Source organism: Streptomyces sp. NPDC019396, from assembly GCF_040632375.1.
GTDB lineage: Bacteria > Actinomycetota > Actinomycetes > Streptomycetales > Streptomycetaceae > Streptomyces.
Map to the genome: position 1 here is coordinate 38,219 of NZ_JBEYBS010000031.1, position 26,640 is coordinate 64,858.

At 69.0% G+C, this 26,640-nt stretch carries 17 protein-coding genes and 1 pseudogene; 8 read left to right on the plus strand and 10 right to left on the minus strand.

Going from position 1 to position 26,640, the window contains the following annotated elements:
* The first annotated feature begins 268 nt into the window (after nt 1-268).
* From ABZ532_RS27635 to ABZ532_RS27645, 3 genes are all read left to right on the plus strand, one after another.
* Entirely contained in the window at nt 269-1,147 is an 879-nt protein-coding gene (locus tag ABZ532_RS27635) for a hypothetical protein (RefSeq protein ID WP_361289362.1), read from the plus strand.
* 237 nt (nt 1,148-1,384) lie between these two features.
* Nucleotides 1,385-2,164: a rhomboid-like protein gene (locus ABZ532_RS27640; RefSeq protein ID WP_361289365.1), complete on the plus strand. Its 780-nt coding sequence runs from the start codon at nt 1,385-1,387 to the stop codon at nt 2,162-2,164.
* Between the two features lie 416 nt (nt 2,165-2,580).
* Nucleotides 2,581-3,081: a lamin tail domain-containing protein gene (locus ABZ532_RS27645; RefSeq protein WP_361289368.1), complete on the plus strand. Its 501-nt coding sequence runs from the start codon at nt 2,581-2,583 to the stop codon at nt 3,079-3,081.
* A gap of 109 nt (nt 3,082-3,190) precedes the next feature.
* On the opposite strand, the gene ABZ532_RS27650 is transcribed toward ABZ532_RS27645, so the two are convergent.
* Entirely contained in the window at nt 3,191-5,122 is a 1,932-nt protein-coding gene (locus tag ABZ532_RS27650) for a cellulase family glycosylhydrolase (protein WP_361289371.1), read from the minus strand.
* Between the two features lie 145 nt (nt 5,123-5,267).
* A complete protein-coding gene (gene dacB, locus ABZ532_RS27655; protein ID WP_361289374.1) occupies nt 5,268-6,635 on the minus strand; it encodes a D-alanyl-D-alanine carboxypeptidase/D-alanyl-D-alanine-endopeptidase in 1,368 nt (455 codons plus the stop codon).
* Between the two features lie 593 nt (nt 6,636-7,228).
* On the opposite strand from dacB, the gene ABZ532_RS27660 reads away from it, so the two are divergent.
* Nucleotides 7,229-7,786 (plus strand): DUF3291 domain-containing protein, encoded by a 558-nt coding sequence (locus ABZ532_RS27660; RefSeq protein WP_361289377.1) that lies wholly within the window; start codon nt 7,229-7,231, stop codon nt 7,784-7,786.
* 277 nt (nt 7,787-8,063) lie between these two features.
* Here ABZ532_RS27660 and ABZ532_RS27665 read toward each other — a convergent pair whose 3' ends face one another.
* Nucleotides 8,064-14,294, minus strand: coding sequence for an amino acid adenylation domain-containing protein (locus ABZ532_RS27665; RefSeq protein WP_361289380.1), 6,231 nt, complete (start codon nt 14,292-14,294; stop codon nt 8,064-8,066).
* Nucleotides 14,295-14,944: 650 nt separating this feature from the next.
* On the opposite strand from ABZ532_RS27665, the gene ABZ532_RS27670 reads away from it, so the two are divergent.
* Entirely contained in the window at nt 14,945-15,355 is a 411-nt protein-coding gene (locus tag ABZ532_RS27670; protein ID WP_361289383.1) for a hypothetical protein, read from the plus strand.
* A 185-nt stretch (nt 15,356-15,540) separates the two neighbouring features.
* On the opposite strand, the gene ABZ532_RS27675 is transcribed toward ABZ532_RS27670, so the two are convergent.
* Together ABZ532_RS27675 and ABZ532_RS27680 are read right to left on the minus strand one after the other, a co-directional pair.
* Nucleotides 15,541-16,137 carry an NAD(P)-binding domain-containing protein gene (locus tag ABZ532_RS27675; protein ID WP_361289386.1) on the minus strand — a complete coding sequence of 199 codons (597 nt, stop codon included), beginning with the start codon at nt 16,135-16,137 and terminating at the stop codon, nt 15,541-15,543.
* A gap of 40 nt (nt 16,138-16,177) precedes the next feature.
* On the minus strand, nt 16,178-17,011 hold the full coding sequence (locus ABZ532_RS27680) for an inositol monophosphatase family protein (RefSeq protein ID WP_361289389.1): 834 nt from the start codon (nt 17,009-17,011) through the stop codon (nt 16,178-16,180).
* A 137-nt stretch (nt 17,012-17,148) separates the two neighbouring features.
* Here ABZ532_RS27680 and ABZ532_RS27685 point away from each other — a divergent pair, with 137 nt between their 5' ends.
* Together ABZ532_RS27685 and ABZ532_RS27690 are read left to right on the plus strand one after the other, a co-directional pair.
* Nucleotides 17,149-18,060 carry a LysR family transcriptional regulator gene (locus ABZ532_RS27685; protein ID WP_361289392.1) on the plus strand — a complete coding sequence of 304 codons (912 nt, stop codon included), beginning with the start codon at nt 17,149-17,151 and terminating at the stop codon, nt 18,058-18,060.
* A 90-nt stretch (nt 18,061-18,150) separates the two neighbouring features.
* A pseudogene (locus tag ABZ532_RS27690) lies at nt 18,151-18,270 on the plus strand (IS5/IS1182 family transposase); the annotation flags it as partial.
* A 155-nt stretch (nt 18,271-18,425) separates the two neighbouring features.
* Here the strand turns inward: ABZ532_RS27690 and ABZ532_RS27695 are convergent.
* Complete coding sequence (locus ABZ532_RS27695; protein ID WP_361289416.1) at nt 18,426-18,998, minus strand: GNAT family protein; 573 nt, start codon at nt 18,996-18,998, stop codon at nt 18,426-18,428.
* Nucleotides 18,999-19,916: 918 nt separating this feature from the next.
* On the opposite strand from ABZ532_RS27695, the gene ABZ532_RS27700 reads away from it, so the two are divergent.
* Nucleotides 19,917-20,663, plus strand: a complete 747-nt coding sequence (locus ABZ532_RS27700; protein WP_361289395.1) for a helix-turn-helix transcriptional regulator — start codon at nt 19,917-19,919, stop codon at nt 20,661-20,663.
* Nucleotides 20,664-20,726: 63 nt separating this feature from the next.
* Here ABZ532_RS27700 and ABZ532_RS27705 read toward each other — a convergent pair whose 3' ends face one another.
* The 4 genes from ABZ532_RS27705 to ABZ532_RS27720 all read right to left on the minus strand — a co-directional run bounded on the left by ABZ532_RS27705 (nt 20,727) and on the right by ABZ532_RS27720 (nt 25,130).
* On the minus strand, nt 20,727-21,665 hold the full coding sequence (locus ABZ532_RS27705) for a squalene/phytoene synthase family protein (RefSeq protein ID WP_361289398.1): 939 nt from the start codon (nt 21,663-21,665) through the stop codon (nt 20,727-20,729).
* Nucleotides 21,666-21,717: 52 nt separating this feature from the next.
* Nucleotides 21,718-23,028 (minus strand): hypothetical protein, encoded by a 1,311-nt coding sequence (locus tag ABZ532_RS27710; RefSeq protein ID WP_361289401.1) that lies wholly within the window; start codon nt 23,026-23,028, stop codon nt 21,718-21,720.
* 169 nt (nt 23,029-23,197) lie between these two features.
* Nucleotides 23,198-24,493 (minus strand): MAB_1171c family putative transporter, encoded by a 1,296-nt coding sequence (locus ABZ532_RS27715; protein ID WP_361289404.1) that lies wholly within the window; start codon nt 24,491-24,493, stop codon nt 23,198-23,200.
* Entirely contained in the window at nt 24,486-25,130 is a 645-nt protein-coding gene (locus tag ABZ532_RS27720; RefSeq protein ID WP_361289407.1) for a hypothetical protein, read from the minus strand. Before ABZ532_RS27720 ends, ABZ532_RS27715 begins: the two co-directional genes overlap by 8 nt.
* Nucleotides 25,131-26,640: the final 1,510 nt, after the last annotated feature.

The following is a 26,640-nucleotide window of genomic DNA, read 5'->3' on the forward strand; positions in this document are numbered from 1 at the left end:
ACAACACCGCAGGTCCCGACGCTAACGCATTCTCGAATCGGTGTTTTCTGCGGTGGCCGGGGCGAGAGGAGACATTCCTCGTGGCGAGGGCGCGGCCGCGTCACTTCGAGCGGGTCCGTGAGGTCACCTGCGGTTGCCCGGAGGTCTGCCCGAGCGGCTCCTCTCGGGACGCGCGAGCTCCGGTAGAACGGGCGGCGTGTGGTGGGGCGATGGACTCCGGTCCTGTTCGACCTCCGCCGCTGGAGCCCAAGGGAATGGAGCAGGCCGGGTGCGCGCACACGGGGACAAGAACGAGATGCACGGCTCGTATGCCGCGAGCAGGCCGGCCAGGCCCACCACCACGGGTCCGCTTGCCGAGCTCCAGCGCATGGCCGGGAACGCTGCCGTGACACGCGCGCTGCGGTCTGGCTCCTTGCCGTTCTCCGCCGGACTCGGGCACGTGGCCGCGGGCGCTTCCGCGACCCGCCCCGTTCAGCTGGTCGCGGATGCGGACGCCGGAGCCTCCGCCGCGGCGGCCGCCACTACCTACCGCCTGCAGATCCAGGTCTCCAAATCCACCAACAGCTACGACCCCACCTACTGGGCGGGGCGGTTCGGACACGCCTGGGTGGCCCTCTACACGACGGAAAACGGAGCGGAACGGGCCAAGACGTTCGGCTTCTTCCCGGCGGAAGACGTACGCGACGGCAACCCTCTGAGGACGGTGAAAGGATGCGTCTACAAGAACCATGACCGACCGGAGAAGGCGAGCAGCAAGTTCACCGCCGATCTCACTCCGGACCAGTATCAGAGGGCGATGGCCTACATCGATGAGAACCACGACCACCCCTACAGCCTGACCAGGTACAACTGCACCAGTTTCGCCCGCGGCGTCTACGCGGCGGCCACGGGAGGAACGGCACCGAACCGGTTCGGCATCCCCCTGGACAACCCGAACCTGCTGCAGGACGGGATCAAGAAGAACAACCAGTCGGCCGGCAAGCCCAGGAGGGGCGAACACATCGACGCCCCTCTGGTGGACAGCAGCGCCCCCGAGTCGGACTCCGAGGAGATCACCCCGCGCCCTCCGGAGGGCGGGCTCGTGGCGATTCCCGGGATGATGCTGCCGCACGCGGCTCCCCAGGACGACCGCCCCGTCATCGACTGAGCCTGCCGAGCAGGCCGGAGCCGCCATCTGCTCGCGGTACGTTCGGTGTTCGGACCGAGACCCGCCACGACAAGGATCGCCTGGCCCCTCCGGCGGACGCGGCGCCGACCTTGACGAGGTGCGGAGCTGGCCGGGCCTCGTCATGGCTCGCTCCGCGATATTCAGCGGGAGGAGCAACCTCATCCCGCTTCTTGCGCTCCTACCTCCCGTGATGAAAGCAAGGAAAGCCGAGGCCCCGTGAACGGACTGCTCCGCGCCGCCCGGGAGTACCCGCGCCGTGCACCGCTCACCCTTGCCTATGTCTGCCTGCTCCTGGTCGGCCACGCCTGGGTCGGCCACGGGATGCCCGCGGAGCGGGCGGCCACCCTGCTGGGCTTCCTCAGCACCAACCTGGAGAACCTCCAAGACCATCCGGTGGCCGCCCTGCTCGGCAGTGTGCTGTTCTTCGACGGCACGCTCACGGATGTCGCATCACCCGAGTTCGTGGGCACGTTGATCACCTTGGGCCTCGGTGTGTGCGGTTTCCTGGCCTGGGCTGAGCACCGGTGGGGCAGGCCACGCGCCGTGGCTGTGTTCCTCGGCGGACATGTCGCGGCCACTCTGCTCACCGCTGTCGTCATCACCGTCGCACTGCGGCACGGCTGGTATCCGGCGGCCGTGCGTCAGGCCACGGACTACGGCGTCAGCTACGGCGCGCAGACCGTGATGGCAGCCGGCACACTGGCCCTGCCACGCCGGGGCCGCCTCCTCTGGGCGCTCTTCGTGCTCGCCTGGCCCCTCGGCGGCGCCGAGTGGACGGGTCCGCTCCCTGACTTCACCACGGTCGGCCACCTCATCGCGGCGGCCCTGGGCTTCGGGATCGTGGCTGTCTCGGTGTTCGGTCGGCACCGGAGCCGGGTCGCCGGGGCATCCTCCGCTGCTCACGGGTCCGCGCCCGACAGAGGCGGCCTTCCGGAATCGGCGTCACCGGCAACAGGAACGGCCCCCAGATCCAGCGAGCGCACCCCCACGCCGTGATGGACGGTGACAACAGCCCCTGCAGCCCGGGCGGCGGCGTCTCATCCACGGCGCCGAGCTGCTGACCACACCGCGATCGGTCGACGGCAGCGGTCCGGTGCCGCCGTGTCCCGGTGTTCCTGTGTGAAGCATCGGCCGGGTTCATCCGACGGGTGCCCATGACGGCGGCCGTCTAAGCCGAGGGGCGTTTTCCGGGACCTTCGGCCGTAGGACGCTCCGGCTCTGGCGGTCAGCGGGCGAACGTTCCCACCGGGTGGGTCCTCGCTTCGGTGATCGGGACCGGAGCCTTCGCCGGACGCCAGGCCGCGCTCGCACCCCCGATCCGGAGCACACGATTCCTTCAAACTTTCCTCATTTTATGATTACTTCTCGATATGCTCCGCGAGCATCATTGGCACCACTGAGGGGGGTTCCTCATGCGCGTCCGCCGCGCTCTGACCGCCGCATCGGCCATGGCCTTCGTCGCCGGGCTCGGGCTTGCCACCGCTCTTCCGGCGCAGGCCGCCGAGTACTCGTCGGCGCTGAAGATCAAGGGCATCCAGTACGACGCCCCTGGCACGGACTCCAACAGGTGCTCAGGCGGAAACACCAAGAACGAGTACCTGACGATCAAGAACTACTCCCGGTCGAACGTGAACCTCAAGGGCTACGTCGTCAAGGACGCCGCCGGCAACACGTTCACTTTCCGGGCCAGCCACGTCCTGGAACCAGGCGACTACGTTCACCTGCGGGGCGGCAGGGGCACCGACTCCGATGCGGGAAACGTCGTGTACCGGCAGAACTGCAACTTCCTGTGGAACAACGACAAGGACACCGTCTACTTCAACAAGCCCCCCGGTGCGCGTGCCGACGTCCACGCCTACACCAAGAAGGCCAACGACCGGGACGGCAACGGATACATCACCTACCACGCCTGACCCGGTCGACGCCCGCCTGAACGGCCCCGGGCGTGAACGCGGTGAGTGCTTCGCCGGCCGGGCAGGGCACTCACCGCACTCTCGGCCGATCTCCGGGTGTCCCGGGAAGCTATGACGTTCCGGACCGATCCGTGACATGCGCGAAAGCGGAACCGGCGCCGCTCCCGCCGACGCGTCTTCCTCGGCCTTCCGCCGACCACGCCGCGAGCTCGTCGCGTGCGGCGCGCAGCAGGTCGCCGGCCGGAGCCGTCGCCCCGTTGGTGACCAGGGCGAAGTGCAGCCCGCCGGCGCCGGGAGCGGTGAGCAGGAGGCGCCGACTGCCCGTACCGCCCGGTTCGGCTGCCACGGCGATCGGCACGCCGTCGGTGTACTCCCCGGGCGAGTGCACACTGCCGAGGTCGGAGACGACGGTGGTGCGCGACGGTGTGAACGAAGCGGGCAGATGCAGTTCCGTGGGTGCCGTGGACCCGTCCGAGCGCCACAGCAGAAGCCCGTACTGACCGGTCCCGACGACCTCGCGGGTCCGTGGCAGGTGCGGCGGCACGGGGTTCCAGGTGAGTGTGGTGGAGCCGTCGCGGGAGCGGTCCTCGTAGGTGAAGGCGACGGTGCGGCCGGCGGTGGCACTCGGGTAGAGACGGTCGAGGAGACGGCCGTCCTGGCGCAGCACCGGGGTCCCGGAGTCGTCGGTACGCACCGCCGACAGGTCCTCGTCGTTCCAGGCGTCCGCTGCGGTCAGCACCTTGCTCGCGTTGCCGTTCATCCGCTCGCGGTGGCGTCCGTGGTAGATGTCCCACTGCCATTGGGTGCCGGACAGCACCGGACCCGAGTCGCGGGGCCGTGACCACCATGCCGCGCCGGGAAGCCGCGAGTCGAGCGCCTGGTACATCGCCTTCATCACGGTCGGCGCCTTGTCGGAGACGGATCCGCTCAGCGGATGCCCGAACTCGCTGACGACCGCCGCCGTTCCCGCGGCTGCGGCGCGATCGCGGACGGTGCCGAAGTCGCCCGCGTACTGCCCGTCCTTCGCCTTGCCCCACATGAAGACGCCGGAGATCGCCTTCTGGTCGTAGAAGTGGGTGTTGAAGACATAACGGGGGCCGAGCCGGCCGGCGTCGAGCAGACCGCCTTCCTGCCGCTGGAAGTCCAGGTTGGCGTTCCAGAAGAGATTCGGTTCGACGAACGCGGGCTTGTCCCGCCATCCCGCCGCGTCCATCCGGGCACGGAACCTCTCGTAGAACGGCCACAGCAGCTCGCGCTCCCAGGACCGGCTGCTCTGCCCACTCTCGTACACGCCCGCATGCGGCTCGTTGTACGGGTCGAACCCGACGACACCGGCGAACTCGGCTGAGGTCAGGTGCCCCGCGAGATACTCCATGGTGGTCTGCGCGGTGGAGAGGAACGCGTCCTGGATGCCACCTCTGTTGTGCCAGAAGTCGTACGTCGCCTTCGTCACGGCCTGGTTCTGCGTGATGTTCTGGCCCCAGAACAGACAGACCCCGCAGAACTCGGCGGGGTACCCGCCGGCGTCCACGACCCACTTGGGTGCTCCGTCACCCGTGTACCAGCTGCTTTCGTTGAAGAGGTACCGGGAGAACAGGTCCTGGTGGAAGTCCGGGTACACGCGGATCCCGGCACGCAGAAAGGCCCGCATCTGCGCGGTTGCCGCAGCGAGATACGCGGTGTCGACCCGTCCGCGCACGGGTTCGGCGTATGCCCAGGACAGCAGGAACCGCACGGAGTTGCCGCCGCCGACCGCCCGCAGGGCGGCCGCCGACTTCTCGGCATCGGCGACGGAGGCGAAGGGCAGCCCTCTGTTCTCCTCGAGCTTGGTCTCGCCGGACACGTTGTACCCGCGCAGGACGACCTCACGGCCCAGCCCGTCGACGAAGTGGCCTTCCCTGACCGTGAACGATGCCGCGGCGGCTTCGTCGAACCACAGGGAGCCGGCCTGGGGTGCCGCGGAGGAGGGGGTGCCCGACCCGATGAGGGAGGTGGCGAGGAGGACCAGCACACCCATGAGACGCACGCGCATCGTCGGCATGCTCTCACATTCCTGATGTGCCGTCAGTTTGTCAATATCGCAGCGGTGCTCGACAAGGTACGGGCGTCATCGGAAGGCGGGCTGATGGACGAGGCCCCGCCGTCAGGAGGGGGTGGTCGTCCGCCCGTGCGAAACGGGGCCGGTGTTACGCGTAACAGCCGTTGACGGTGGCCGCGAGGTCGTCCATGGCGTCCTTGGTGGAGTTCTGGTCGGCCGTGGCGCCGTTCTCGATGAAGGAGAACACCTTCCACTTGCCGTCCTTGCCCTGCGTCAGACCGCTCAGCGCGATAGCACCGGTGAGGGTGCCCGTCTTCGCGCGTACCTTGCCCACCGCGCACTTGGAGTTCTCGCCGTCGAAGCGGCCGTACTCCGAGCCGAGCGTGCTCCCGGCCTCGCCGGAGACGGGCAGGCCCTCGAGCACGGAGCCGAGGGTGTGCGCGTAGCGGGGCTGCGTCAGCAGGTCGAGGATCTGCGCGAGGGTGGTGGCCGGGATGCGGTCCTTCCGGGACAGGCCGCTGCCGTCGTGGAGCTCGAAGTCGTCGAGCGAGACGCCGTACACCCCGCTCAGGACCTGGCGCAGGACCTCGGTGCCGCCCTCGAAGGTGGCGGGGTGGCCGGCGCCCAGCGCGGTCATCCGCAGAAGGCTCTCGGCGATGTTGTTGTCGCTGTGCTTGAGCATCGACTTGACGATCTCCGACAGCGGTGCCGACTTGTGCCGGGCCACCGGCACGTCCTGCGGACTCGCGGTGGCGCGTGTGACGTCGCCGGTGACGGTGACGCCCCCTGCGGCGAGCTGATTGGCGAATGCCTGCCCGGCGTCGACGGAGGTGTCCTGGACGGCGTGCTTGTCAACGACCAGCGCGCGGACCGGGGCGACGGTGTCGGGGTAGTAGCCGTCGTTCCAGCCGTCGGCCAGCGTAGGCTCGGGGAACAGGCTGTCGTCGACGGCGACCTTCACGGTGGTCAGGCCGGCGGCCTTCAGTCCGGCGACAGCGGATTTCGCCAAGTCGGTGAGGTCGGCGGTGGTCAGGGTACGGTCACCACCTCCGACGAGGGTCAGGGTGCCGTTGCCGTACACGACCCTGGTGGTGAACCGGTGGTCCGGGCCGAGCACGGTCAGGGCGGCGGCCGACGTGGCGAGCTTGGCGTTGGACGCCGGCATCAGCGCGGTCGAGGCGTTGTGGCCCCAGATGGTCGTGTCGGACTCCGCGTCGATGACCACGCCACTCACATTGGAGCCGAGCCGCGTGTCGTGTACGCGGGTCTCCAGGTTCGCGGCGATCCGCTGGTCGTCGGGGTCCGGGACGTCGGTCTTGGCCGTTGCGCCGACACCCTTTTCGGCAGCGAAGGCGTTCGGGCCCGCCAGCGCGGCGGAAGCCACGGGCACGGCCATGGCGAGGACGAGAGCCCTCTGCAGACCGGTTCCCGTGCCGTTCCGTCTGGGCTTGCGATGCCGGCGCCGGCCACCCGGAAGGAAGGCGTTCTCGGGTGTCTCGACAGCTATTTCATTCATGGGGGGCAAGGCCTTCAGGAGTGGGGGTCCCTGGATGACGGAAAACAAGCGCACAGTATCAGCCGTCGCACAAGCAATCAGCTCAAGATCGTCATTCTGGCCGATACGGGCAAAGGATGTGCACGAAAGGCCATTTGATCGGGCCTGACGCTGGACCTCGGGCGCCCGGCGTGCTGGGTGTGATGACTTCTCGGAAAACCTCGGTGATCCGATTGGAGTCGGTGAAAAGGGAGTTCCCGGGCCCCAACTTGGTCGCCGGCGTGCCCCGGTACACCGGTTCGAGCGGAGCTGGCGATGCTGCTCCGCAGCTGCTGGGCCGATGCAGACTCCCACGACGGCAGGCACCACCACCGCCCCGACTCCCGCAGGGACGTGGGCAAGAGGCCACTTGGACAGGGAAAACGCAACTTCGACATGGCTCGGCAGAGGCAGCTACCTTCACCTGGCCCTCGGTGGTCGGCCACGGTCGCACAGGGATTCCTTCAGGCTGGACCACCCGCTACGGGATGAGTCGGTCACGCCCCACGAACCCTCGCCCCATGCAAGCCGCCGAACTGTGTCCACGTCAGACAGCCCCAACCAGGAAGAGACGCATGCCCCATCTTGCTCTGTACACATTCGGCGTCCTGAAGTCACCTCTGGTCGATCCCGCACCTTTCACGCGCGAGTTCTACGACATGGGTGAGGCCGTCTACCGGAAGATCAGTCAGCACCCCGGCTACCTCGCGCGTGCTGAAGCGGCGGACGGTGACCGGGGCGCGCTCTTCGAGGCGGAGTGGGGCGCGTGGGGAGAGTTCGCCGTACCGGCCTGGTACGGGAAGGGCCGAACGCGGGAAACCACCGCCCTGGCCGCGACCCTCTCGCTCTGGACCGGTCTGCGCCCCGCCTTCGACGCCGTCTACACCGGTCTGCACCGTGAGGCGCTGAACAGGCGTTACGACTGGTTCGAGAGGACAGGGCACCCGAACTACGTGTTCTGGTGGGTCTCCGACGGCGTGATACCCACCTGGCAGGACGGGGTTTCCCGGCTGGAGCACCTCCACGACCACGGCTCCGCGCCGCACGCCTTCACCTTCCAGGACTCGTTCGCCCCGGACGGAACTCCTGCCAGGATCAGAGGCATCGGGCCGAAGGACGACCCGGTTCGCTGACGAGGAAGCCTGAACGACGGGGTTCGCTGTCAGACGCCTCGATTGAATGACGGCGAACACCCGGGCCAACGGCTCGGCCTCTTCAGGACACCCGCACCAGGTAGTGCGCTCCACGCCACCCGGGCGTACCACCTGCGGTCACCCCTCCGGATCGACCGGCTGCCGCGCCGCGTGACAAAAGGCGCTGCAGGGCAGAAGCAGCCGGTTCCCGCGCGTCCTGCCGCGGGGACCGGCTGATGATCCGGTGCCACGTTCCCCAGCCTCACGCGGGGGTGGCTCAGCCGGCGCGGCGTTCCTCTCCGTCCCGTGCCACGCGCGGACCGGCGGGAACGGGCAGGAATCCGGACCGGACGAAATAGCCCAGGTAGACGCTGAACAGCTCCTCGTCCACGACCGGGCAGTCGATCCCCGTGCCCTCCAGCGCGCTCTGAGTGGCCGTCGTGTCGAAGATGAGCCCTCCCTCGGAGCCTGCCCCTTCGGTCTCCGCCCTGAGGGTGCTCAGCAGCGGGAAGGCCGCGTTGCCGGGGTCCGCGTGGATACGGTCCAGCCACTCCGGCGGACCGACGTCCGTGATGTGATAGCCGGCCCGGCGTAGCCAGCCCACGGCCGTGTCGAGGCGGGTCAGCCGTCCGGCGGCCAGGTGGAAGGTGCCGGACGCGGCCTGAGCCTGCTGGGACAGGGCGACGATCGCTTCGCTGACGTAGTCCACCGGGGCCAGATCGAAGGCGGTCTCCAGGCCGGCGGGCGCTGCCTGTGCCTGGACGCATGCCTTGAGGATCAGCCACATGAAGTCGCCGGTCTGGCAGGCGCCCGTCGCTGAGTCTCCGAAGATCCGTGTGGGCCGGTAGACGGAGACGGGCAGCCCGCGCGAGCGGGCCTGTCCGACCAGCCCCTCGGCCACCCACTTGCTCTGCGTGTACCCGTGCACGAGCGCGGTGGCCGGGCCGGTCGGGTGCCCGGCCCCGACCACCCCGCCGGGCTCGCCGGAGGTGAACACGCCGACGGTGGAGACATGGTGGACCGGCACCGTGCGGTGCAGTGCGGCCAGCCGTAGAACCTCTTCGGTGCCCCGGACGTTGGCGTCGCGCAACTGGGCGTAGGAGAAGACCAGGTTGACCGCGGCTCCGGGATGGTAGACCGCGTCCATCGTGCGCGCGAGACGGTCGAAGTCAGACTCCGTAAGACCCAGACGGGGTTCTGCGAGGTCGCCGGCGAGTACGGTGATCCGCTCCCGCGGCACCCGGTCCCACAGGCCGTACAGCTCCAGGGTGGCGCGCAGCCGTTCAGCGGCGTGTGCCTGGTCGCGTCCGCGGACCAGGCAGTGCACGGTGGCCCGGGTGCGGCGCAGCAGGTCACGCAGCATGAAAGCGCCCAGGAATCCGGTGGCCCCCGTGAGCAGCACGTGCAGGGGTTCCTTGGCCACGGTGGTGACGTCAGCCGTGGGGCCGATGCCGGCGTCCAGCCGTACTTCCGCGGACAGGTCCGGGTCGCCCGGGGCGGTCGGGACGGTGCCGTCGACCATGAGCGCGAGTCCGGAGACGGTGGGCGCGGTGAATACCGCCTGCAGGGGCACGGATGCGCCCAGTTCCGTACGCAGTGCCAGGACCAGGCGGGTCGCGAGCAGGGAGTTGCCGCCGAGGGCGAAGAAGTCGTCCCCGACGCCGATTCCGTCGAGACCCAGCAGTCCGGACCAGATCAGGGCGATCGCCTTCTCCATGGCGGTGCCTGGCGGAGCTGAGTACGTGGCGGTGTCGGCCGGGTCCCTGGGCTGCCGGACGGCCAGAGTCCTGCGGTCGACCTTCCCGCTGGAGGTCAGCGGGAAGGCATCCAGGGCGATGCAGCGAGCCGGGACCATGTAGCCGGGCAGGCGCCGGCGCAGCACCGAGGCGAGGGTGTCCGCCGCCGGGGGCTCGGAACCGGCGAGATAGTAGGCGACCAGGTGCTTGCCCGCCCCGGCCCCCGGATCACGTGTCACCACCACTGCGTCGGCGACGCCGGGTACGTCCCGCAAGGCCGCCTCGACCTCGCCGGTCTCCACCCGGTGGCCGCGTATCTTGACCTGGTCGTCGCCGCGGCCCAGGCACTGAATGCGGCCGTCCGGCAGGAACCGCGCCAGGTCCCCCGTGCGGTACAGCCTGCCATCGGAGGTACGGACGAACTTCTCCTCCGTCAGCTCGGGCCGGCCCGGGTAGCCCCGGGCCAGTACCGGGCCGGAAACGCACAGCTCTCCTACCGCGCCCACAGGGACCGGCCGCAGCCGTCCGTCGAGCAGCCGTATGCGCGCGCCGTCGACGGGCCGTCCTATGGGAGGCAGGTCCGGCCAGGCGTACGGGTCGCCGGTCAGCATCTCGGCGGTGACCACGTGGGTCTCCGACGGCCCGTACTGGTTGTCCAGGGTGGCCGTGCACAGCGTGGAGAAGAACCGGCGCAGGGCCGGAGTCGTCTGCAACTGCTCGCCCGCGGTGACGATCTCGGTGAGGGAAGGGCACCGGCGATCGGTGGCGCAGGCGTGTTCCACCAGCTGCTGGAGGGCCACGAACGGCAGGAACAGCCGCTGGACGTGCTCGGCCTCGATGAGGTCGAGCAGCTTCTCGGGGTCCTTGCGGATGTCGTCGTCGACCAGGACCAGCGTGCCACCGGTGGACCAGGTGCTGAAGAGCTCCTGGAAGGCGACGTCGAAGCTGAGGGAGGTGAACTGCAGGGTGCGGACGCCGGGGGCGGCGGTGGAGCGGCGGGACTGCCAGTCCAGCAGGTTGGCCAGCGGTCCGTGCGGCATCGCGACGCCCTTGGGGCGGCCGGTCGATCCGGAGGTGTAGATCAGGTAGGCGAGGTCGTCACCGGTGACGGCGGTGCGGACGTCGCGGTCCGTGTCGGGGACCTCGTCCAGGAAGCAGGGTCCGACACCTGCCGGGAGAGCTGCGCGGTCGGCCAGAGCCCGCTGGGTGAGCACCACGCCGGCGCCGCTGTCCTCGACCATGAAGGCGATCCGGTCGGCCGGATGGGCCGGGTCTATGGGTACGTACGCACCGCCCGCCTTGAGCACGCCGAGCACGGCCACCGGCAGGTCCAGCGAGCGTTCCACGCAGATGGCGACCGGGGTGCGCTCCAGTCCGCGATCGACCAGGTGAGCGGCGACGGCGTCGGACCGGCGGTTCAGTTCGCCGTACGACAGCTCCTGCCCCCGCCAGCGGACCGCCACGGACCGTGGCTGCTGCCGCGCTCGCCGCCGGAACGCCTCGTGCGCCAAGGCGGCGGTTTCGACGGCCTCGGCGTCCTGCGCCCAGAGGTTGAGCTGGTCCCGCTCCTCCCGGGGCAGGACGTCCAGTTCGCACACCGGGCGGCCGGGATCGGCGACGACTTCCTCCAGGAGTGAGCGCAGACGTGCGGCGAGCCGGTGTGCGGTGGCCGCGTCGAACAGGTCGGTGGAGAAATCCCAGAGACCGCGGAAGCCGTCCCCGGCGGGGATCATGTGCAGGAACGAGTCGTACTTGGCGGTCCCGGAGTGGACGTACAGCCGTTCGGCGTCCACGTCCGGCAGATCGAGGTTCGGGGCGGGAGCGTCGTCGAGGGCGAAGACGACCTGGAACAGCGGGAAGCGGCCCAGCGTGCGTTCCACGCCCAGTTCGCGCACCAGGTGGCTGTACGGCAGGTCCTTGTGCCGGACGGCCGACCAGATCGACTCCTTCGCGATGTCCACGAACTCCTGGAAGGACAGGTGGGCGGTGGGGCGCAGGCGCAGCGGCATGACGTCGGTCAGGCAGGCGATCATGCCTGCTACCTCGGGGGTGTCCCGGCGGGAGACCGGGGTTCCGATGACCACGTCGTCCTGCCCGGTGTGCCGGCCGATCAGCACGGCCAGCGCGGCGGTCATGACCGCGAACGGGGTGGTCCGCAGCCGTCGGCTCAGCCTCCGGATGCCCTGGCCGAGCATGGCGCCGACGGTGAACTCGATCCGGTCTCCGCCGGCGCCGAGCACGGCCGGTCGGGGACGGTCGGCGGGGAAGGCGGATTCCTCGGGGGCGTCCGCGAGGCTGTGCTTCCAGAACGCGAGGGCTTCCGCCCGGGCCGCTTCTCCGCCGTCCCGCTGGGCGGCTGCGTAGGGGCCGAACTGGAGGGGGAGTCCGGGCAGAGGCGGGCGGGCCTCGCCCAGCGCCTTCCGGTAGAGCTCGCTGAACTCGTGGTCGAACAGGCTGAAGCACCAGCCGTCGACCACCGCGTGATGCACGCAGACCGCGAGTACGGCATCGTCCTGGGCGATGCGCAGCAACGTCGCCCTCAGCAGAGGCGGTTCGGACAGCACCACCGGCCCGGACACAGCCTCGCGCAGCGCGGCGTCCAGGCCGTCCTCCGTGACATCCCGGATGGTGAGCGGGACAGACAGGTGGGGGAGGACCTGCTGGACGGGCCTGCCCTCCGCCAGGACCAGTCGGCTGCGCAGGCTCTCGTGACGGTCCACGACTCCGTTCAGCGCGATGCGCACGGCGTCGATGTCCACCGGTCCCCGCAGTCGGTTGACCCAGGACTCCAGGTAGCGCGAAGTCCCCTCCTGAACCTGGTCGTTGAGCCAGATCGACTCCTGCTCGTACGACATGGGATGGCAGGAGGTCGCGTCGCCCGCCCGCCGCTCGCCGTCTGCGCCCTGAGCGGTGAGGTCGCCCAGCAGAGTGGCGTGGTCGAGCTTGCCGTTCAAGGTGCGGGGGAGCACCGGACGACGGTGGACGCTTGTCGGGACCAGGTAGCGGGGCAGTACGGCTGCCAGGGATGCGCGCACCGTCTCGGGGCCGTCGTCGCCTTCCGGGTCGGCAGCGGTGTAGAAGAGGGCCAGACGGTCGTATCCGCCACCGTCGGGCTTGGGCAGGGGGATCACCGCGCAGTCCCGCACGGCCGGAAGACGCCGGGCGGCGGCTTCCGCCTCGGCGGGCTCGACGCGGTGACCGGCGATCTTCACCTGCCGGTCTGTACGGCCCCGGAAGTGCAGCACCCCGTCCTCGTCCAGCGCGCCCCGGTCGCCGGTGCGGTACAGCCGGGTCGGTGTGCCGTCGATCTCGACGGTCACGAACGAGGCTGCCGAGGCCCGCTCGTTGTCCAGGTAGCCGACCGCGAGCCCGGCCCCCGCCGCGCAGATCTCTCCCTCCACACCGGGCTCCAGCGGCGTGGTCCCTTCGAGGATGTGCACGCTCGTACCCGGCACGGGCCTGCCGACGGGGGCACCGCCCGGACGGTCGCAGTCCCGCGCGGTCACGGTGTGCGCGGTGGCGAAGACGCAGCTCTCGACCGGACCGTAGCCGTTGACGAGGGCCACGCCCGGATGGGCTGACAGGAAGGTGCGGGCGTGCGCGGCCGAGAGGCGTTCACCGCCGGTGAGGACCTGGGTCAGGCCGTTGAAGCAGTCCACGTTCGCGTCGACGAAGAGGTTGAACAGGCTGGCGGTGAGCCAGAGGGAGTTCACTCCCTCGTTCTTGATCAGGTCCAGGAGGTCGTCCGGGAGCAAGTAGTCGCTCTCCACGATCACGGAGGTGCCGCCGGTGGTGAGCATCCCCCACAGCTCCAGGCTGAACGCGTCCCAGGAGGGGGGTGCCGCCTGGGGCATGACCCGGCCCGGGCCGAAGTCGGCGAATCCGTCCGGTGCGAAGAGCCGGGTGGTGGCCTGGTGAGGGGAGACCACGCCCTTGGGCACCCCTGTGGTGCCCGAGGTGAAGAAGACCGTGGCCGGGGCGGTGTGCGGCACGATGGTCGCCGCCGCGCGGACACCCTCCTGCCGGGCCTCGTCCGGTGGGGAAGCATCCGGGTCCCAGCTGTACGGACCCGGAGCACGGGTCACCACGACCGGGGCGCCGAGGGCTCCGGTGACTGCGGCGATCCGCTCCGCGGGCCAGCGGTGGTCGAGAGCCGCGTAGGCGGCGCCGCACTTGAGGATCGCCAGCAGCACCACGACCAGACTCCGCGAGCGCGGCAGGACCACCGGCACCACGTGTCCCGGCCGCACGCCCAGGTCGAGCAACTCGAGGGCACAGGCGTCGGCGAGTGCGTCCAGCCGCCGGTAGCTGACCCGCTCGGCCCCGCAGACCAGGGCGACGGCATCCGGCCGCATCAGTGCCTGATGTGTTACGGCCTCGTGGATGAGGCGTAGGTCGAGCGGCTCGCCCCCGGTCCGGACGGGACGGGACAGCGGCTGCTCGGCGGGCAGCGGGGGCTGTACGGAGCCGGGGTCGGCCGCGCCGGCGATGTCGGCGGAGAGCTCCGGTGCGCCGAGGGGGTTGTGCCGGGCGCCGACGGCGGAGGCGCAGATCCCGCCGACCGTGTCCTGGTCGAAGACCACCTGCGGATCGATCAGGATGCCCAACTCGCCGCGTACCCGGGCGCAGATCCGCATGGCGTGCAGGGAGGTGCCCCCGAGGTCGTAGAAGCTGTCCGCGGCCGTCAGGCCGTCGGCCCTGAGGACGGACGCAATGATCCGGACGACGGCCCCTTCCAGGGCAAGGGGGTCTCCGGGGGAATGAGTTGACATGAGAGAAGAGCCTTCGGTTCGTTCGCGACGTACAGCGGCTAAGAGTGGGAAGGCCGGTGGGACGTCACACCCGCAGTGGTCGAAGTCCTCGTCGTCGCGGAACCCGTCGCCGTCCCCGGGAACCGCACGAGCGTTCACGATGCGGTCCGGCCGAGTCGTGGACCACCGCATCCGCCACCAGCCGGTGCGTACGGCGGCGACCAATCCGTCGGCCGGGGCCGAGCCGGCCAGGACCGCGCCGGGTCTGGGGCCGTGGCCCGCTTGTTCGGCGCACCCACGTGTGGGCGGGGCGCGGGACGCGCACATCCCGGACGCGGCGATGCGCTGCCGCACGACCGGACCCCACGGGCGGGCTTTCGCCATGATCGAGCCCAGCGTGGGTCGACAACGGCCGTGGTCAACGTCGGTCCAGAGCAGGGTTCCGGCAAGGCGGTGTGTCGACGGGTGGTGGACGGCGGGTTTCCCGGTGTCAGCGCGGGTGCGTGCCGAGGGGGTCCCGTGACCGCCGCGTCCGCCCATCAGGGGTCGATCCCTCATGCTGCGGCCCCGCGAACCCTGCCAGATTCGTCGTCGAGGCCGCCGCCTGGCGAGGGATCGCCGGGAGGAGACACGGCCGAATGCGGGAATGTCTAGCGTTGTGGAGATGCATCATGCGCATACCTGCCCTGTCTGCCACCGTCGCGGTGGTGGCCGCCACACTTGCGGGAGGAGCAGCCCCAGCCGCTGCGACCACCGCGGCCAGCGCAGTCAATCTGGAGGCCGGCGCCGGGCTGCACCACAGTTCGGCGACGGTGACCTATCAGCGCGTCGACGGCGCGGCGAACGCTGTCAAGATCCTCTTGGTGGAGGCCAAAGCCGGCGAGCGCGACTGCGTCTGGGTGGAGTGGAACGACCCCCAGGACGGTTGGACCAGCCTCAACAGCGAGCCTCCGTGTAACGGTGGCAGCCTGGTGGAGTCGCCCAACCTGACCATCAAGGCGCCGCAGGGCCATCAGCTCAAGGTGCGCTTGGCGGCTTTCCACGGCTCTGAGCTAGTCCACAAGGACATCGAAAAGCTCTAGCCGGCCGGCGCGGCGACCCGGATCACCCCAGAGGTGGTCCGGGTCGCCGTGCTACCCGGTGCACTCGCCCCTGGACGGTGTCGAACGAGGCGGTCACGGTCGAGGGCATGGCCCCGCTCCGGGGGCCAGGGCGTGTTGTGAACGCGGTGTGGGGCTTACAGGATCCAAGGAAAGGCGTCGGGCCTTCAGCGGGTGATCGAGATTGCGAAGGGCGCGAATCCGCTGGATCGGATCACGTGTGGCACGAACAGGATCGCGGCCTCGGCGGCCCGCGCGGTCTCGATCCCGCCGAGGTCCGTGATCCACTCCTGCTGCCAGCCGAGGTCGGCGAGAAGCCCGCGTACGACCTGCTTGGCCTCTGGGTCCTTGCCGGAGAGGAAGGCGGTCGGTGTCTGGGTGAGCGCGGCGGGCGCGGTCATCACCGTGTAGAGCATCGTGTTGAGCGTCTTGACGACGCGCGTGTCGGGGAGAGCTTCTTGAAGTTGCTCCGCGAGGCTCGAGCCGGGGTAGACCAGCTCGGCCGGCAGTCCGTCTGGTCCGTCGACGGTGGCGTTGGAGACGTCTACGAGAATCCTGCCCCGCAGTTCCTCGCGCAGCGCGATGAGCCGCTCCAGCGAGCTGGCGCCCGGGGTGGCGTTGATGACGATCTGCGCTGTCCGGGCCGCGTCGGCGGCAGAGCCGGGTGAGCCGTCCGCCACGGTCACCTCGTGCCCGGCCCGGGTGAGGGCCGGGGCGAGGCTGCCGCCGACGCGGCCGTTTCCGAGCACGGCGATCGTGGTCATGCTGATGTGGTCCTTCCGGTGTTTGTGGTTCTCGTGGGAGTCAGCGGGAGAGCGTGGTGACGGCTTCGGTGTGCACGCCGGGCCCGGCGGCCAGGAAGCTCTCGCTCTCCGGGGTCCAGGGGCGGCCCTCGGCGTCGGATATCCGCCCGCCGGCCTCGGCGACGAGCAGCGCCCCGGGAAGCAGGTCCGCGCGGGCCCCGGCGAACTGCCAGAAGGCGTCGATCCGGCCGGCGGCCACGTTCAGTAGGTGCAGGGTGGCGGGCACGGATGTCCGCACCACGAGCGCATCGAAGAGCATCGCGGTGATCGAGGAGCCGATGCGCCGCACGACCTTCTCGTCCTCGTCCGGCCTGGCCTGGCTCGTGGCCACGAGGCTCAGGCCGAGGTCCGTGGTCTGTGACACGTGCAGCGGGCGGCCGTCGAGGTGGGCGCCGGCGCCGGCGAGTGCGGTGTAGGTCTCACCGGTCAACGGCAGGTGAACTGCGGTGAGCACCGGCTGGTTGTCGCGTACGAGAGTGGCGGTCACCGCCCACTCCGGCAGGGCGTGCAGGTGGTTGACGTTGCCCTCGGCCGGATCCAGGACCCACCATTCGCCGGGGGGCAGGGCCCCGCCCGCGAGCTCGTCCTCCACCAACCGGGCGCCCGGGCGCAGGAGGGTGAGGCGGGGGAGCAGGACGTCGCGGGCCGCGTCGTCGTTGGCGGCGAGCGCGCGCATCAGCTCTTCGCGGGTCTGGTAGCGGACCACGTCGCCGAATCGCTCCCGCAGCGCCGAAGCCGCCGCGCGCACGGCGATCGCGGTCTGCGCGAGCAGGTCGGCGTCGGCCGCGGAGTCGGCGGTGGCTGCAATTCCGGTGGTCTGAATCGACTCGGGCATGGCGGTGCTCCCATCTGAGCAGGGGGGTGATGAGGCGGACCAGGCGAAAGCCGTGCTTCTTTCGCGCCCGCATCTCGAAGGTAGGAGGGCCCATCATTAACTGCAAGTGCATGTAAAGCACGGTTAGGATGAGTCTCATGCAATTGGATTTGAACCTGCTCGCCGCGCTCGATGCGCTCCTGGAGGAAGGCAGCGTGGCGGGAGCCGCTGAGCGCCTGCACGTCACCGCCCCCGCGATGAGTCGAAGCCTCGGCCGGATCCGGCGCACGACGGGGGATCAGATCCTGGTGCGTACCGGGCGCACGATGACCCCGACGCCGTACGCGATCGCCGTCCGGGAACAGGTGCACGAGCTGCTGCAGCAGGTCCAGGGCGTGCTGGCACCGAGCCGCGAACTCGACCTCACGACGCTCGAGCGCACCTTCACACTCCGCTGGCACGATTCACTCGTCGCCCTCAGTGGCCCCGCGCTTCTCGCGGCTGTATGCAAGCAGGCGCCGGGCGTGCGTTTGCGCTTCATCGCGGAATCGAGCATCGACACCCCCGAGCTGCGTCGAGGCGAGATCGACCTGGAGGCGAACGCGAACCGCCCGACCGCACCCGACATTCGCGCCGATCGGGTGGCTGAGACCCAGCACGTCATCGTCGTGCGGCGAGGGCACCCGCTCACCCGAGCCAAGACTGTCACCGCCGCGCAGTACGCCGCGGCCGAGCACATCACCGTCTCGCGGCGCGGAAGGCTCGGCAACGCCCTCGACGACGTTCTCGCGCGGCTCGGCCTCACCCGACGGGTAGTGGCGACCGTGCCCACCGAAGGGGCCGCGTTCGAGTTCGTGCGCGGCTCCGACCTCCTCGTGACAGCCCCCGAATCGACGACGCGTTCAGCGGCCTCGGTTCTCGGTCTGACCCTGCTCCCGCTGCCGTTCGAACTGCCGTCGGCCGCGGTGTACCTGTCATGGCATCAGCGCTATGACACCGACCCCGCACACGTCTGGCTACGCGATCTGGCGCGGACCGCGTTGGCGCCCCGACGTAACCCAAACCCTTAAAGATCAGTAGATGATCTGGTCTCACCTGTTCGTGGGTGAGGAGGCGGTTCCGGTCGAGCGTCGTGTCGTGTGCATGATGGAGTCGCGGACATGGAACGGGTGCCGTGCTCGACTGACATGCCTGATGAGCAGTGGGTGTTGATCGAACCGCTGATCACGGCATGGAAGCAGCAGCGGGTGGCGCGGTCGGCAACTGGAGAAGGCCCTGGTCGACCGGGGCTTCAAGGACGCGGTGACCATCCACGGAGCGGTGAACGCCGTCAACGCCGAGGGGGTCCGGCGCCTTCTGCCTCAGCCGGCTGGCCGCCAAGACGTCCTCACCCAACCCGGATGCGGCCTCTACCAGAAACGGATGCAACGCCCTCTCAGCCGACTGGGATCGGCATGGTCGACGGCCGCCACTCTCGCCTGATCAACCCGAACACCCACGAGTCGGATACCTCGCCGTTCACGACGCAGTCTTCCCGCAACGTCCCTTCCTGCACGAATCCGATCTTCTCCAGAACCCGGGCGGATGCCACGTTGCGTGTATCGGTCTCGGCCTGAACCCGATTCAGGTCCAGTGTGTCGAATGCCCACTGCAGCAAGGCGTGCGCGGCTTCCGTCGCGTAGCCGTGGCCCCACATCGCATCGTCGAGGACGTAGCCCAACGACGCGCTGCGGTAGTCCGGGTTCCATCCGGTCAGACCGCACCAGCCGACGAAGGCCCCGTCACAAGCACGGTCGATGGCCACCCGCGCCCCAGTGCCTTCGTCCGCCATCTTTCCGCACATCGCGATGAAGCGCTCAGCGCGAGCCCGTGCGGTCCACGGCGCGGAGTCCCAGTACCGCATCACATGGGTGCTGCTGTGCAGCGCGAAAAGGAGGTCCGCATCGGAGTCGGCGAAGGGTCGCAGTCGCAGGCGAGCGGTGTGCAGCATGGGAGTGGCCAAAGTCATGCGCACCATCTTGCGTCCTCATGGGGTGGGCAGAACACCGGAAATCCGATCCCGGTCCGGCCCTCACGATCAGGGCACCGCCTACCAACATCGTGCACGCCTTCAACCAGCACCCCGACATGCAAGTGCCCAAGCGTACCTCGACGCCTTGCCCGGGGACACGCTGCTGGTCAACGCGCACTGCCACGTCTGAGTCCGCGAACCATCCGCTCGCCGTCTCACGCAAAGGTGGCGGTGCGCTGTCCGGGGGCGATGAGACGGTACCTGGAACTCGCTTCGTAGGCACGGCAGTTCCGCCAGCGGCTCCCGTCGGGCGTCATGATGCGGCAGACTCGTCGTCACGGCCTTTGCGCGCTGAGCATCTGTGCTCCTTGGGCGGAGCACGTGATCGAGGCGAAGGCCGCTTCCGTGTGCGGCGGTTGCCGAACAGCGTGATCAAGTACGGCGCACCGTGAGGCTTCGGCGCGGCGCGACGTGACGAACGTCCGGGCGCCGGCCTGCATCGCGATGCAGGCCGGCGCGGTTGCGGGCGATGCTGTGAACAGCCCTGTCGAGTCATGAGCCCTCAACTGCCACGTCAAGACCCCCGTTGCCTGACGTGACGGCTTCCAGCAGAATCGCCCGCGGTACTGCGGCATACGGCGACGGAGTGAACGACCCTCCGGCCGATGCGTACTGACGGCGGCCCCTTCAGGCGCCATCAGGCGATCTACGACGTAAGCGATCCTGCTCCACCGGACTCACGTTGTCAACAATTGTGGTGGCGAAGTCGGTTGGGCCATGCTGACCCCCCACCTGTCCAGACGTGGCCGCCATTATTGTGGTGGGGTGCGTGACTTGACTGTTCGCGCCCGGTAGCCTCGGAGTGGCCGCGCATATGCGGTCTTCGCCGCCCACGAACCAGGAGACAGTACGGCCATGGATGCCGCCCCTGATGCAGCGCAGGCGGATGATCTTGCAGAGGTCATTGCATCGATCGACGAACTACTCGCGCTTCTGGGCCTGGACAGCGACGTCATTGAGCTCGACGACATCTCCTACAGGACAGGCATACCGGTTGATCGAGTGCAGGCGATGCTCCGTGGCGCGGAGGCGGAGCCAAGAAGCCTGCCGGAAGTCTTCCAGCAGCGGCTTGTCTTCCTCCGGGAGACGCGCCTCAAGCCGGGAGGCAAACAGTTCAGCCATGACGAGATCGCCGCCGGCGCGGGGATCTCGCACGGTCAGGTCGGTTACATGCTGAGAGGCGAGCGCATGCCCGGCCTCAAAGTCCTCGGAGGTCTGGAGAAATTCTTTCAGGTGCCGCCCGGCTTCTTCACGGCCGACGACCGCGATGCCCTTTGCAGGGCGCTGCGACCTGTGCATGACAGCCTCACCCACACGGCACTGCTCAAAGGCAAGGGCATCACACAGCTGGCCATGCGCAGCAGTGCGTCCAGTGACACGTCCGGCAGGCTCGGCGACGAGCTGCGCGCGGCGCTCACCTTTGCGCTGAACCAACCGGCCCCCGAACGGGACGACCCGGAGGTCCGGGAGCTCACCGACACGATGCTCGCGCTCACACCGAAGAGCAGGAGTCGGATCATTCCGTTGATTCAGGGCCTGTTGGGGCTTGTACGGTCGGACTCCGAGCACTCTGGCGAAGACTCCTCCCCCGGGGCACACTGATCTTCCCCCCGCGGAAGCCGTGACCCCGCGGTGGGCCGGGCACGTGCCTCGGGCCCCTGCTGGTCAATCGATGGGTCGCTGTGTGGAGCGGCTCTTCTTGATGACGCGGGCAGAGCGGTATTCCCCTGCCAGCAGGCGAAGCGCTCCGGCGACCGGTGTCCGGGGAGACGTGTGGAGCAGCGCGGGCCCAGCTGTTTCCACCTTGCGCAGACGCAGCTCCTGAAGGGACACCAGCGCTCTTATGAACGGCTTGTTGTGCGGTTCCACCAGTTCGATGAGGTGACGCGACGCCGTGAAGCGCGGGCGGACCCAGGCGACCTGATGCTCGACGAGCTCACGAACGCGGTTGGGGGCCGGCTCCTGTTCCAGTTCGGCGCGCGACAGGCCGCACTGCGCCAGGGCCGTCTGCGGAATGCCGAGCCGGCCGCTGCTCAGATCCTCGGCGAGGTCCTCCAGGAAGTCGAGCCGCTGGCTCGCCTCGATGAACATTCGGCAGCCGCTGGTGTAGGCGTCCTGCGCTGACGGCGGTTCGATCAGGCAAGCGACGACCATGAAGGCGGGGTGCGAGTAGGCGTCGACGTAGTACTGAAAGGCGTCTTCGTCTTCGAAGCCCTCCCATCGCACCTCCGCAGGGGCACCGGCAAGGAAGTCCTGGGCGTACCTCCGCAGTTGGGGGCGGCGCTGGACGGCGTCGAGAAGCGCTCGCAGCACGGGCTCGCCGGCCGAACCGGTGTCCAGTGCCGCGCGCACCTGCCGGTCCCAGTGAGCGAGGGCAGCGAGACGCTCGGCCAGCGGGCCCTGGTCGATGAGATTGTCGGTGTGGTGCATGAACGCCGTGGCGGCGATGACATCAGGGATGAGCGAAGCGGACAGCAGCAGCCGCACCGCGACGTACTCAGCTCGGGCAAAGCGTGCTACCAGCCGGCGTTGATCGGTGAAGTCACGGCGAAGCAGGGATTCCGTGATCCCTGCCTGGTCGAGGGTGCTGGACCACGTTGGCACGACGAACTCGCTTCCTTCGTGAGGGTATGCGGTGCGGGGATGCTGCCGGGTCTCATCGGCCGAGCATGACCCGCGCGACTTCGAGGAGGAGGGAGGGCCGGGTGAGAGCCCTCGGATGTCTCTGCATGTGCACCACGTCCATGAAGGCGCTGTTGACGAGCGGATCGATCACGGAGGCTTCTGCGATCTTGTCACCCGCCCAGCGGATGAGCCGGTAGCCGCGAGGGTACGGGCCCGTCACGTGAGGCTGGGCGAGGTCGGCGGTCGCGGACACCTGCCAGGCCGCGTTCACGACCACACCTGCCCTGCGGAAGTAGCCCCACGCGACGTCACGAAGGGGGGCACCGGTCCGCAGATACGCGGACAGTGCCGAAGCCTGCAGAGCGGCCAGCGTGAGGCCTTGTCCGTAGATCGGATTCACCGAGGCCACCGAGTCGCCGACCGCCACCAGGCCGCCTGGGAACCGATCCAGGAGCGCGAAGTTCCGCCGCTGGCTGTCGCGGAAGTGAAACGTGCGAACATCCCCGTCCATCGAACACCGCTCCGCCACTTCACGCAGAGGAGCGACACACCGGCGCATACGCGCACGAAACTCATCCTGGTCGCGTCCGGGCCGGTGGTCCGTGTATCCGGCCAGCACCACGGTCCAGCGGTTGCCCTCGACCGAGGCAAGCGCCCCCGGCTCGCACACAGTCGGCTGATACCCGCTGGCCGGTCCAGGTGCGGAGTGAGCGATGACCGTGTCCGGGAGCTCGTCGCCACGATGGAAGGCCGCTGTCGCGTACCCGAGGTCGACCCTCATGCGCTCCAGCGGCGGCGCGCTCCAGCCCCTCTCCTCCAGCCACGCGCCCAGTCGACTGGACCGGCCCATCGCGTCGACAACGAGGTCTGCGTCCATGCCGTCGCTGACGGCAGTGGTCGGGGAGAGGGAATCCTCCGAGGTGAAGCGCACGCCGCACACGCGGCTTCCCTCGAACGCGAGACCTCCGGCCCGGCCGCGACAGAGGACGACGTTGGGGAGAGCCAGGACACGCCCGCGCACGTGGCTCTCCAGCAGAGTGCGTGTCGCGCCCATCATCCGACTGTGCGCCAGCGGCGGCTTGAGGACCCCGTCGAGGTAGAACTGGACCTGGAACCCGGTGCCCAGACGGGCCCCGGCGCCGATGAGTTCTTCGGTGATGCCAGGAAACCACCGTTCCAGCTGTGCGTGCCCCATCGACAGCAACGCATGGAGTTGCTGTCGATGCGGAGCCCCGCTGCCGTTGCCCTCGAGGGCGAGGTCGTCCTGCTCGACGACGACGACCTCGTCAGCATGATCGCTGAGGACGCGGGCGGCCAGCAGCCCGGCAAAGCTCCCACCCAAGACGACCGCTCGTCGCACACAAGCCCCCACATGCGCCCATGACTCGACGCCGAATCGCGCCAAGCCCCCCCGCCACTCTCATGAACAGCGCCAAAGGGACACTACCGTGAGGTGCTCATCCCGAACGTCCGGCACCTGAGCGCACCGGACGAGCTGCGGCTTGCGACGTCTACGGCGTCGTCCGGCCAGGCGTCACGGTGTCGACGCCACCTTTCCTGACATCCTGCAGAGCCGCAGTGACCAGGGGATGTGTGAGGACTCGGGCGATGTGCAGGAGACGGTCGCGTTCGTCCGCGGCCGGTGTGTCCTCCCCAAGGAGGCACCTGGCAGGGGTGTCTGGCGCTTGAGGCCGGCCGGAGCTGCCGCGCAGGGCTTCCTCTCGCTGCGCGGCCTGGAGGCGCTCGGCCGCATCCCGCAGGGCGGCAGCGGTGGCGATGGCCCGGAGTTCCCGCTCCGGGACCGGCTGGAAGGGGCGGATACCCCCGCGGAGCGGCCGCTCGTACAAGGTGTACACGGCGTCCACGGGCTCCGCCCTCACCCATGGGCGGAGAGCGCGCATACCGTCAAGGATCTCGATCACCCGGCGGTGGAGGTTGAAGGTCACATTGGCCGCCTGGCGGTGGCTCCGGTCGCTGGTCGCGCTGAAGGCGAGTTCCGGATCGACACCCGCCACCACGATGTCCCACAACGGCTGCAACGCCCGGATGTCGCGCCGCTCCTTCATCCACGCGCTGACCGCCGCGCCGCACAGTCCATAGCTGGCGATCAAGGTACCCAGGACACCGAAGGAGGATCCCCAGACGCCCACCTCGTCGAGCGCATGACTGCCCAGCGCGGCGAACGCGATCGCCGGCACGCCGCACACCACGTAGCCGAACACGAAAAGCATCGCGATCCCGAAGGAACTCACGGCGTGCTGCATGCGCTGGTCGTCGAGCCGTGTCCTGCGACACTGCCGGAAGGTGCTCAAGGTCGAACACGTCAGAGTGGACAGGAAGACGGCCAGGAAGAGCAGGATGACGGGATCGTGCGCGTTGTTCGTGTTGAACTTGAGCGGATCCGCGGGCTCCGACAGGTCGGCCGAGCAGAAGGTGGCGATCATCAGGAGTGCGGCCACTCCGTAGAACGCCGCCCATCGGGTCACCCGCCGGCGGAGAGCGCCCGGGCTGTTCTGCTGCATCGGACTCCACAGCAGTGTGAGGACATGGAGGTGCGCGAAGCAGACCAGGATGCCGATGTAGACCGGCAGGGTCGCGAAGCTGGGGTTCCCGGTTGCCTCACCTATCGCCAGGTACACCGAGGGGGCGGCCATCACGTAGATGGCCGTGGAGCAGAGGAAGTTCGTCGTGATCAGGCTGAGGGTGGGTGTCGGATCACGGACCAGCGCCAGGCCCTTCCAGAGGGCGATCGCGAGACTTGCCGCCGCCATGATCAGGTACACGAGCGTGGAGGTCTGCTCAGACACCCGATCTCCTGTGTGTGAGGGCCGAGGCGAGGAAGCCGGTGCTCTTCTGATCACTCCTCAGCTGAAGGTGCCGCTGGAGCATCACTGTGGCGAACGCCTCTGCTCGCCGCTCATGAGCACTGTCGTAGTGCGATCGGGTCAGGACCTGGAGCACCGGGCCGGGCTTCAGCCCGGGCAGCAGCCGGCGCACGGTGGCCTCGCTCATCGGCTGGCCGCTGGTGTCGTCGTCAGGATGGTCCTCCCACAGATGCCAGAGCTCGTGCAGCTCCGCGTGGAGACGCGTGAGTTCGTTCGCGTTCGAGTCGACCACGATGAAGTCGCGATCCCTGCCCCGTGCGCAGAACGCCGAGACCTCGGGCGGCAGAGGCGTCTCCGTGACGGTGATCGGCTTGTTGCGCTTCACCGCGATGGCGTCGACGAGCCCTTGCATGTCACGAACGCCGGAGAGCCCCAGGTCGCGTCGGATCAGCCGAGCCGTCGACCAGGTGGCGAAGAGGATCGCCACCTGCTCCCTGAGGGAGACCCACAGCGAGCCTGCGCTCCGGCGCCGATCGCTCCGGTCCAGCGGTCCGAGCTCCTGGCGAGGCGTACGTTCGTTGGTGTCGGGGTGAGTGTGGGGGTGGGGGTTCTCAAACATGACTCAGTCGATGGCCAATCTCCGCAGCATGCAGCGCCGAACGTGATCCGGTCATACGCGTGAATCCAGCTCTCTGCGCGGTGATACGGACGTTGGCGATGACCGCGGTCGTCCTCATCACGGCATCGATGCCGCTCAGCCTTCTCATGCCGTACCTTTCGCCACGCGTTCGCAAGTACGTGTGCATCGTGTCCTGTTCAGCCCGTTCGGCAATGGCTCCGGCACTCGGGGAGCGACTCCACGCAGCGGTGGCCCTCGCCGATCGAGGAACCATCACCCTCGTTAGCCCCGTACTCACTATCCGTAGCCTCCATTGGTCCCGGACGCCCCACGAGCCGAAACAGTTGCATGCAGGCGAAGTTTGGCCCACCGAACACCGTCGCAAGAGGGCGGAACGCAACGAAGGGACGGGACCGGAGTCCCAGGGGGTCCGCTGCACGGCGATCGGCGTCCCTGCGATCCCGGACGCGGCACCGAGCGCAGCCGGACCGTGCGGCGAGGGTGTGGGAGGCGGGAGCCGGCCCCGGTCGGCGACTTGGCGCCCTGCGCTCGGCCACGTGCCCCGGTCCACCGATCAAAGCCGACTGGTACAGCAGCAGGGCAGCGGTACCCGGCTCGCCGGAAGCTCTCGGTTGCGCGCGAGTCCCGCGGTCGGCCGTCTGGTACCGGCAGGAGACCCGGCGACCCGCGACGAGTTGTGGCGGCGGCCCCCAACGGGAGTACCCCCGCGCGTCCGCGCCGTACACAGCAGAGAACGCTGTCAACCAGGCCGTCGACCGGTGAGGCCCCCACGTCACCGCCGGGCATCGTCCTGACACCTTCACGGCCTCCGGCAGCTGTGGGAAGAGCCAGGCCGGCGCCCACGGGGGGAGGCGCCGACCCGGCATATGATCACGATATCCGGTCTCGGAGGGAAAGCGGGACACATCCGTCACGACATTGGCCGGATTCTTTCCCTCGGCCGGGTGCGTGGAGGCCGCCTGCCGACTCTGCGGTGAGAAAACCCTGTTCGCCCCGCTGTGAATCCGCATGGGGCCGTCCCCCGTCTTGGGGCGGGGCGATCTGGGTGGTGCGGAGTGGGAACGGCTGTGGCCGTTGCTGTGTGTCGGAGACAGGCGTTGCGGCATGTGGCGGGACTGTCGGCAGGTGATCGACGGGACACCGCGCCGGGAGCGGACCGTCGTGCAGTGGTGTGACGGGCCTGGACGGTTCTGGCTCTGCAGGACCGACAGCCCGGCCGTCCGCCTGCGCAAGGGCTTCCGTGCTGTTTCTGACGTTCCTCCTGTCGCCGGCGGCTCGCCCCGACGAGCGGCCGCACCTCTTCGCTGCCATCTCCCGCCCGTTGCCCCGTCATCGCCCCGCAAGGCTCTCTGCCCATCGCGGAATGAGCAGTCGTTACTCATGCTCGCGACCACTGAGCTTGTTCAGCGGTGAGTCTCGAGGGTGAGGATGGCTTTGACGATTGATGTCATCTGGCTCGGGTTGCAGCGGGCTTTGCGGAGGATCCGCC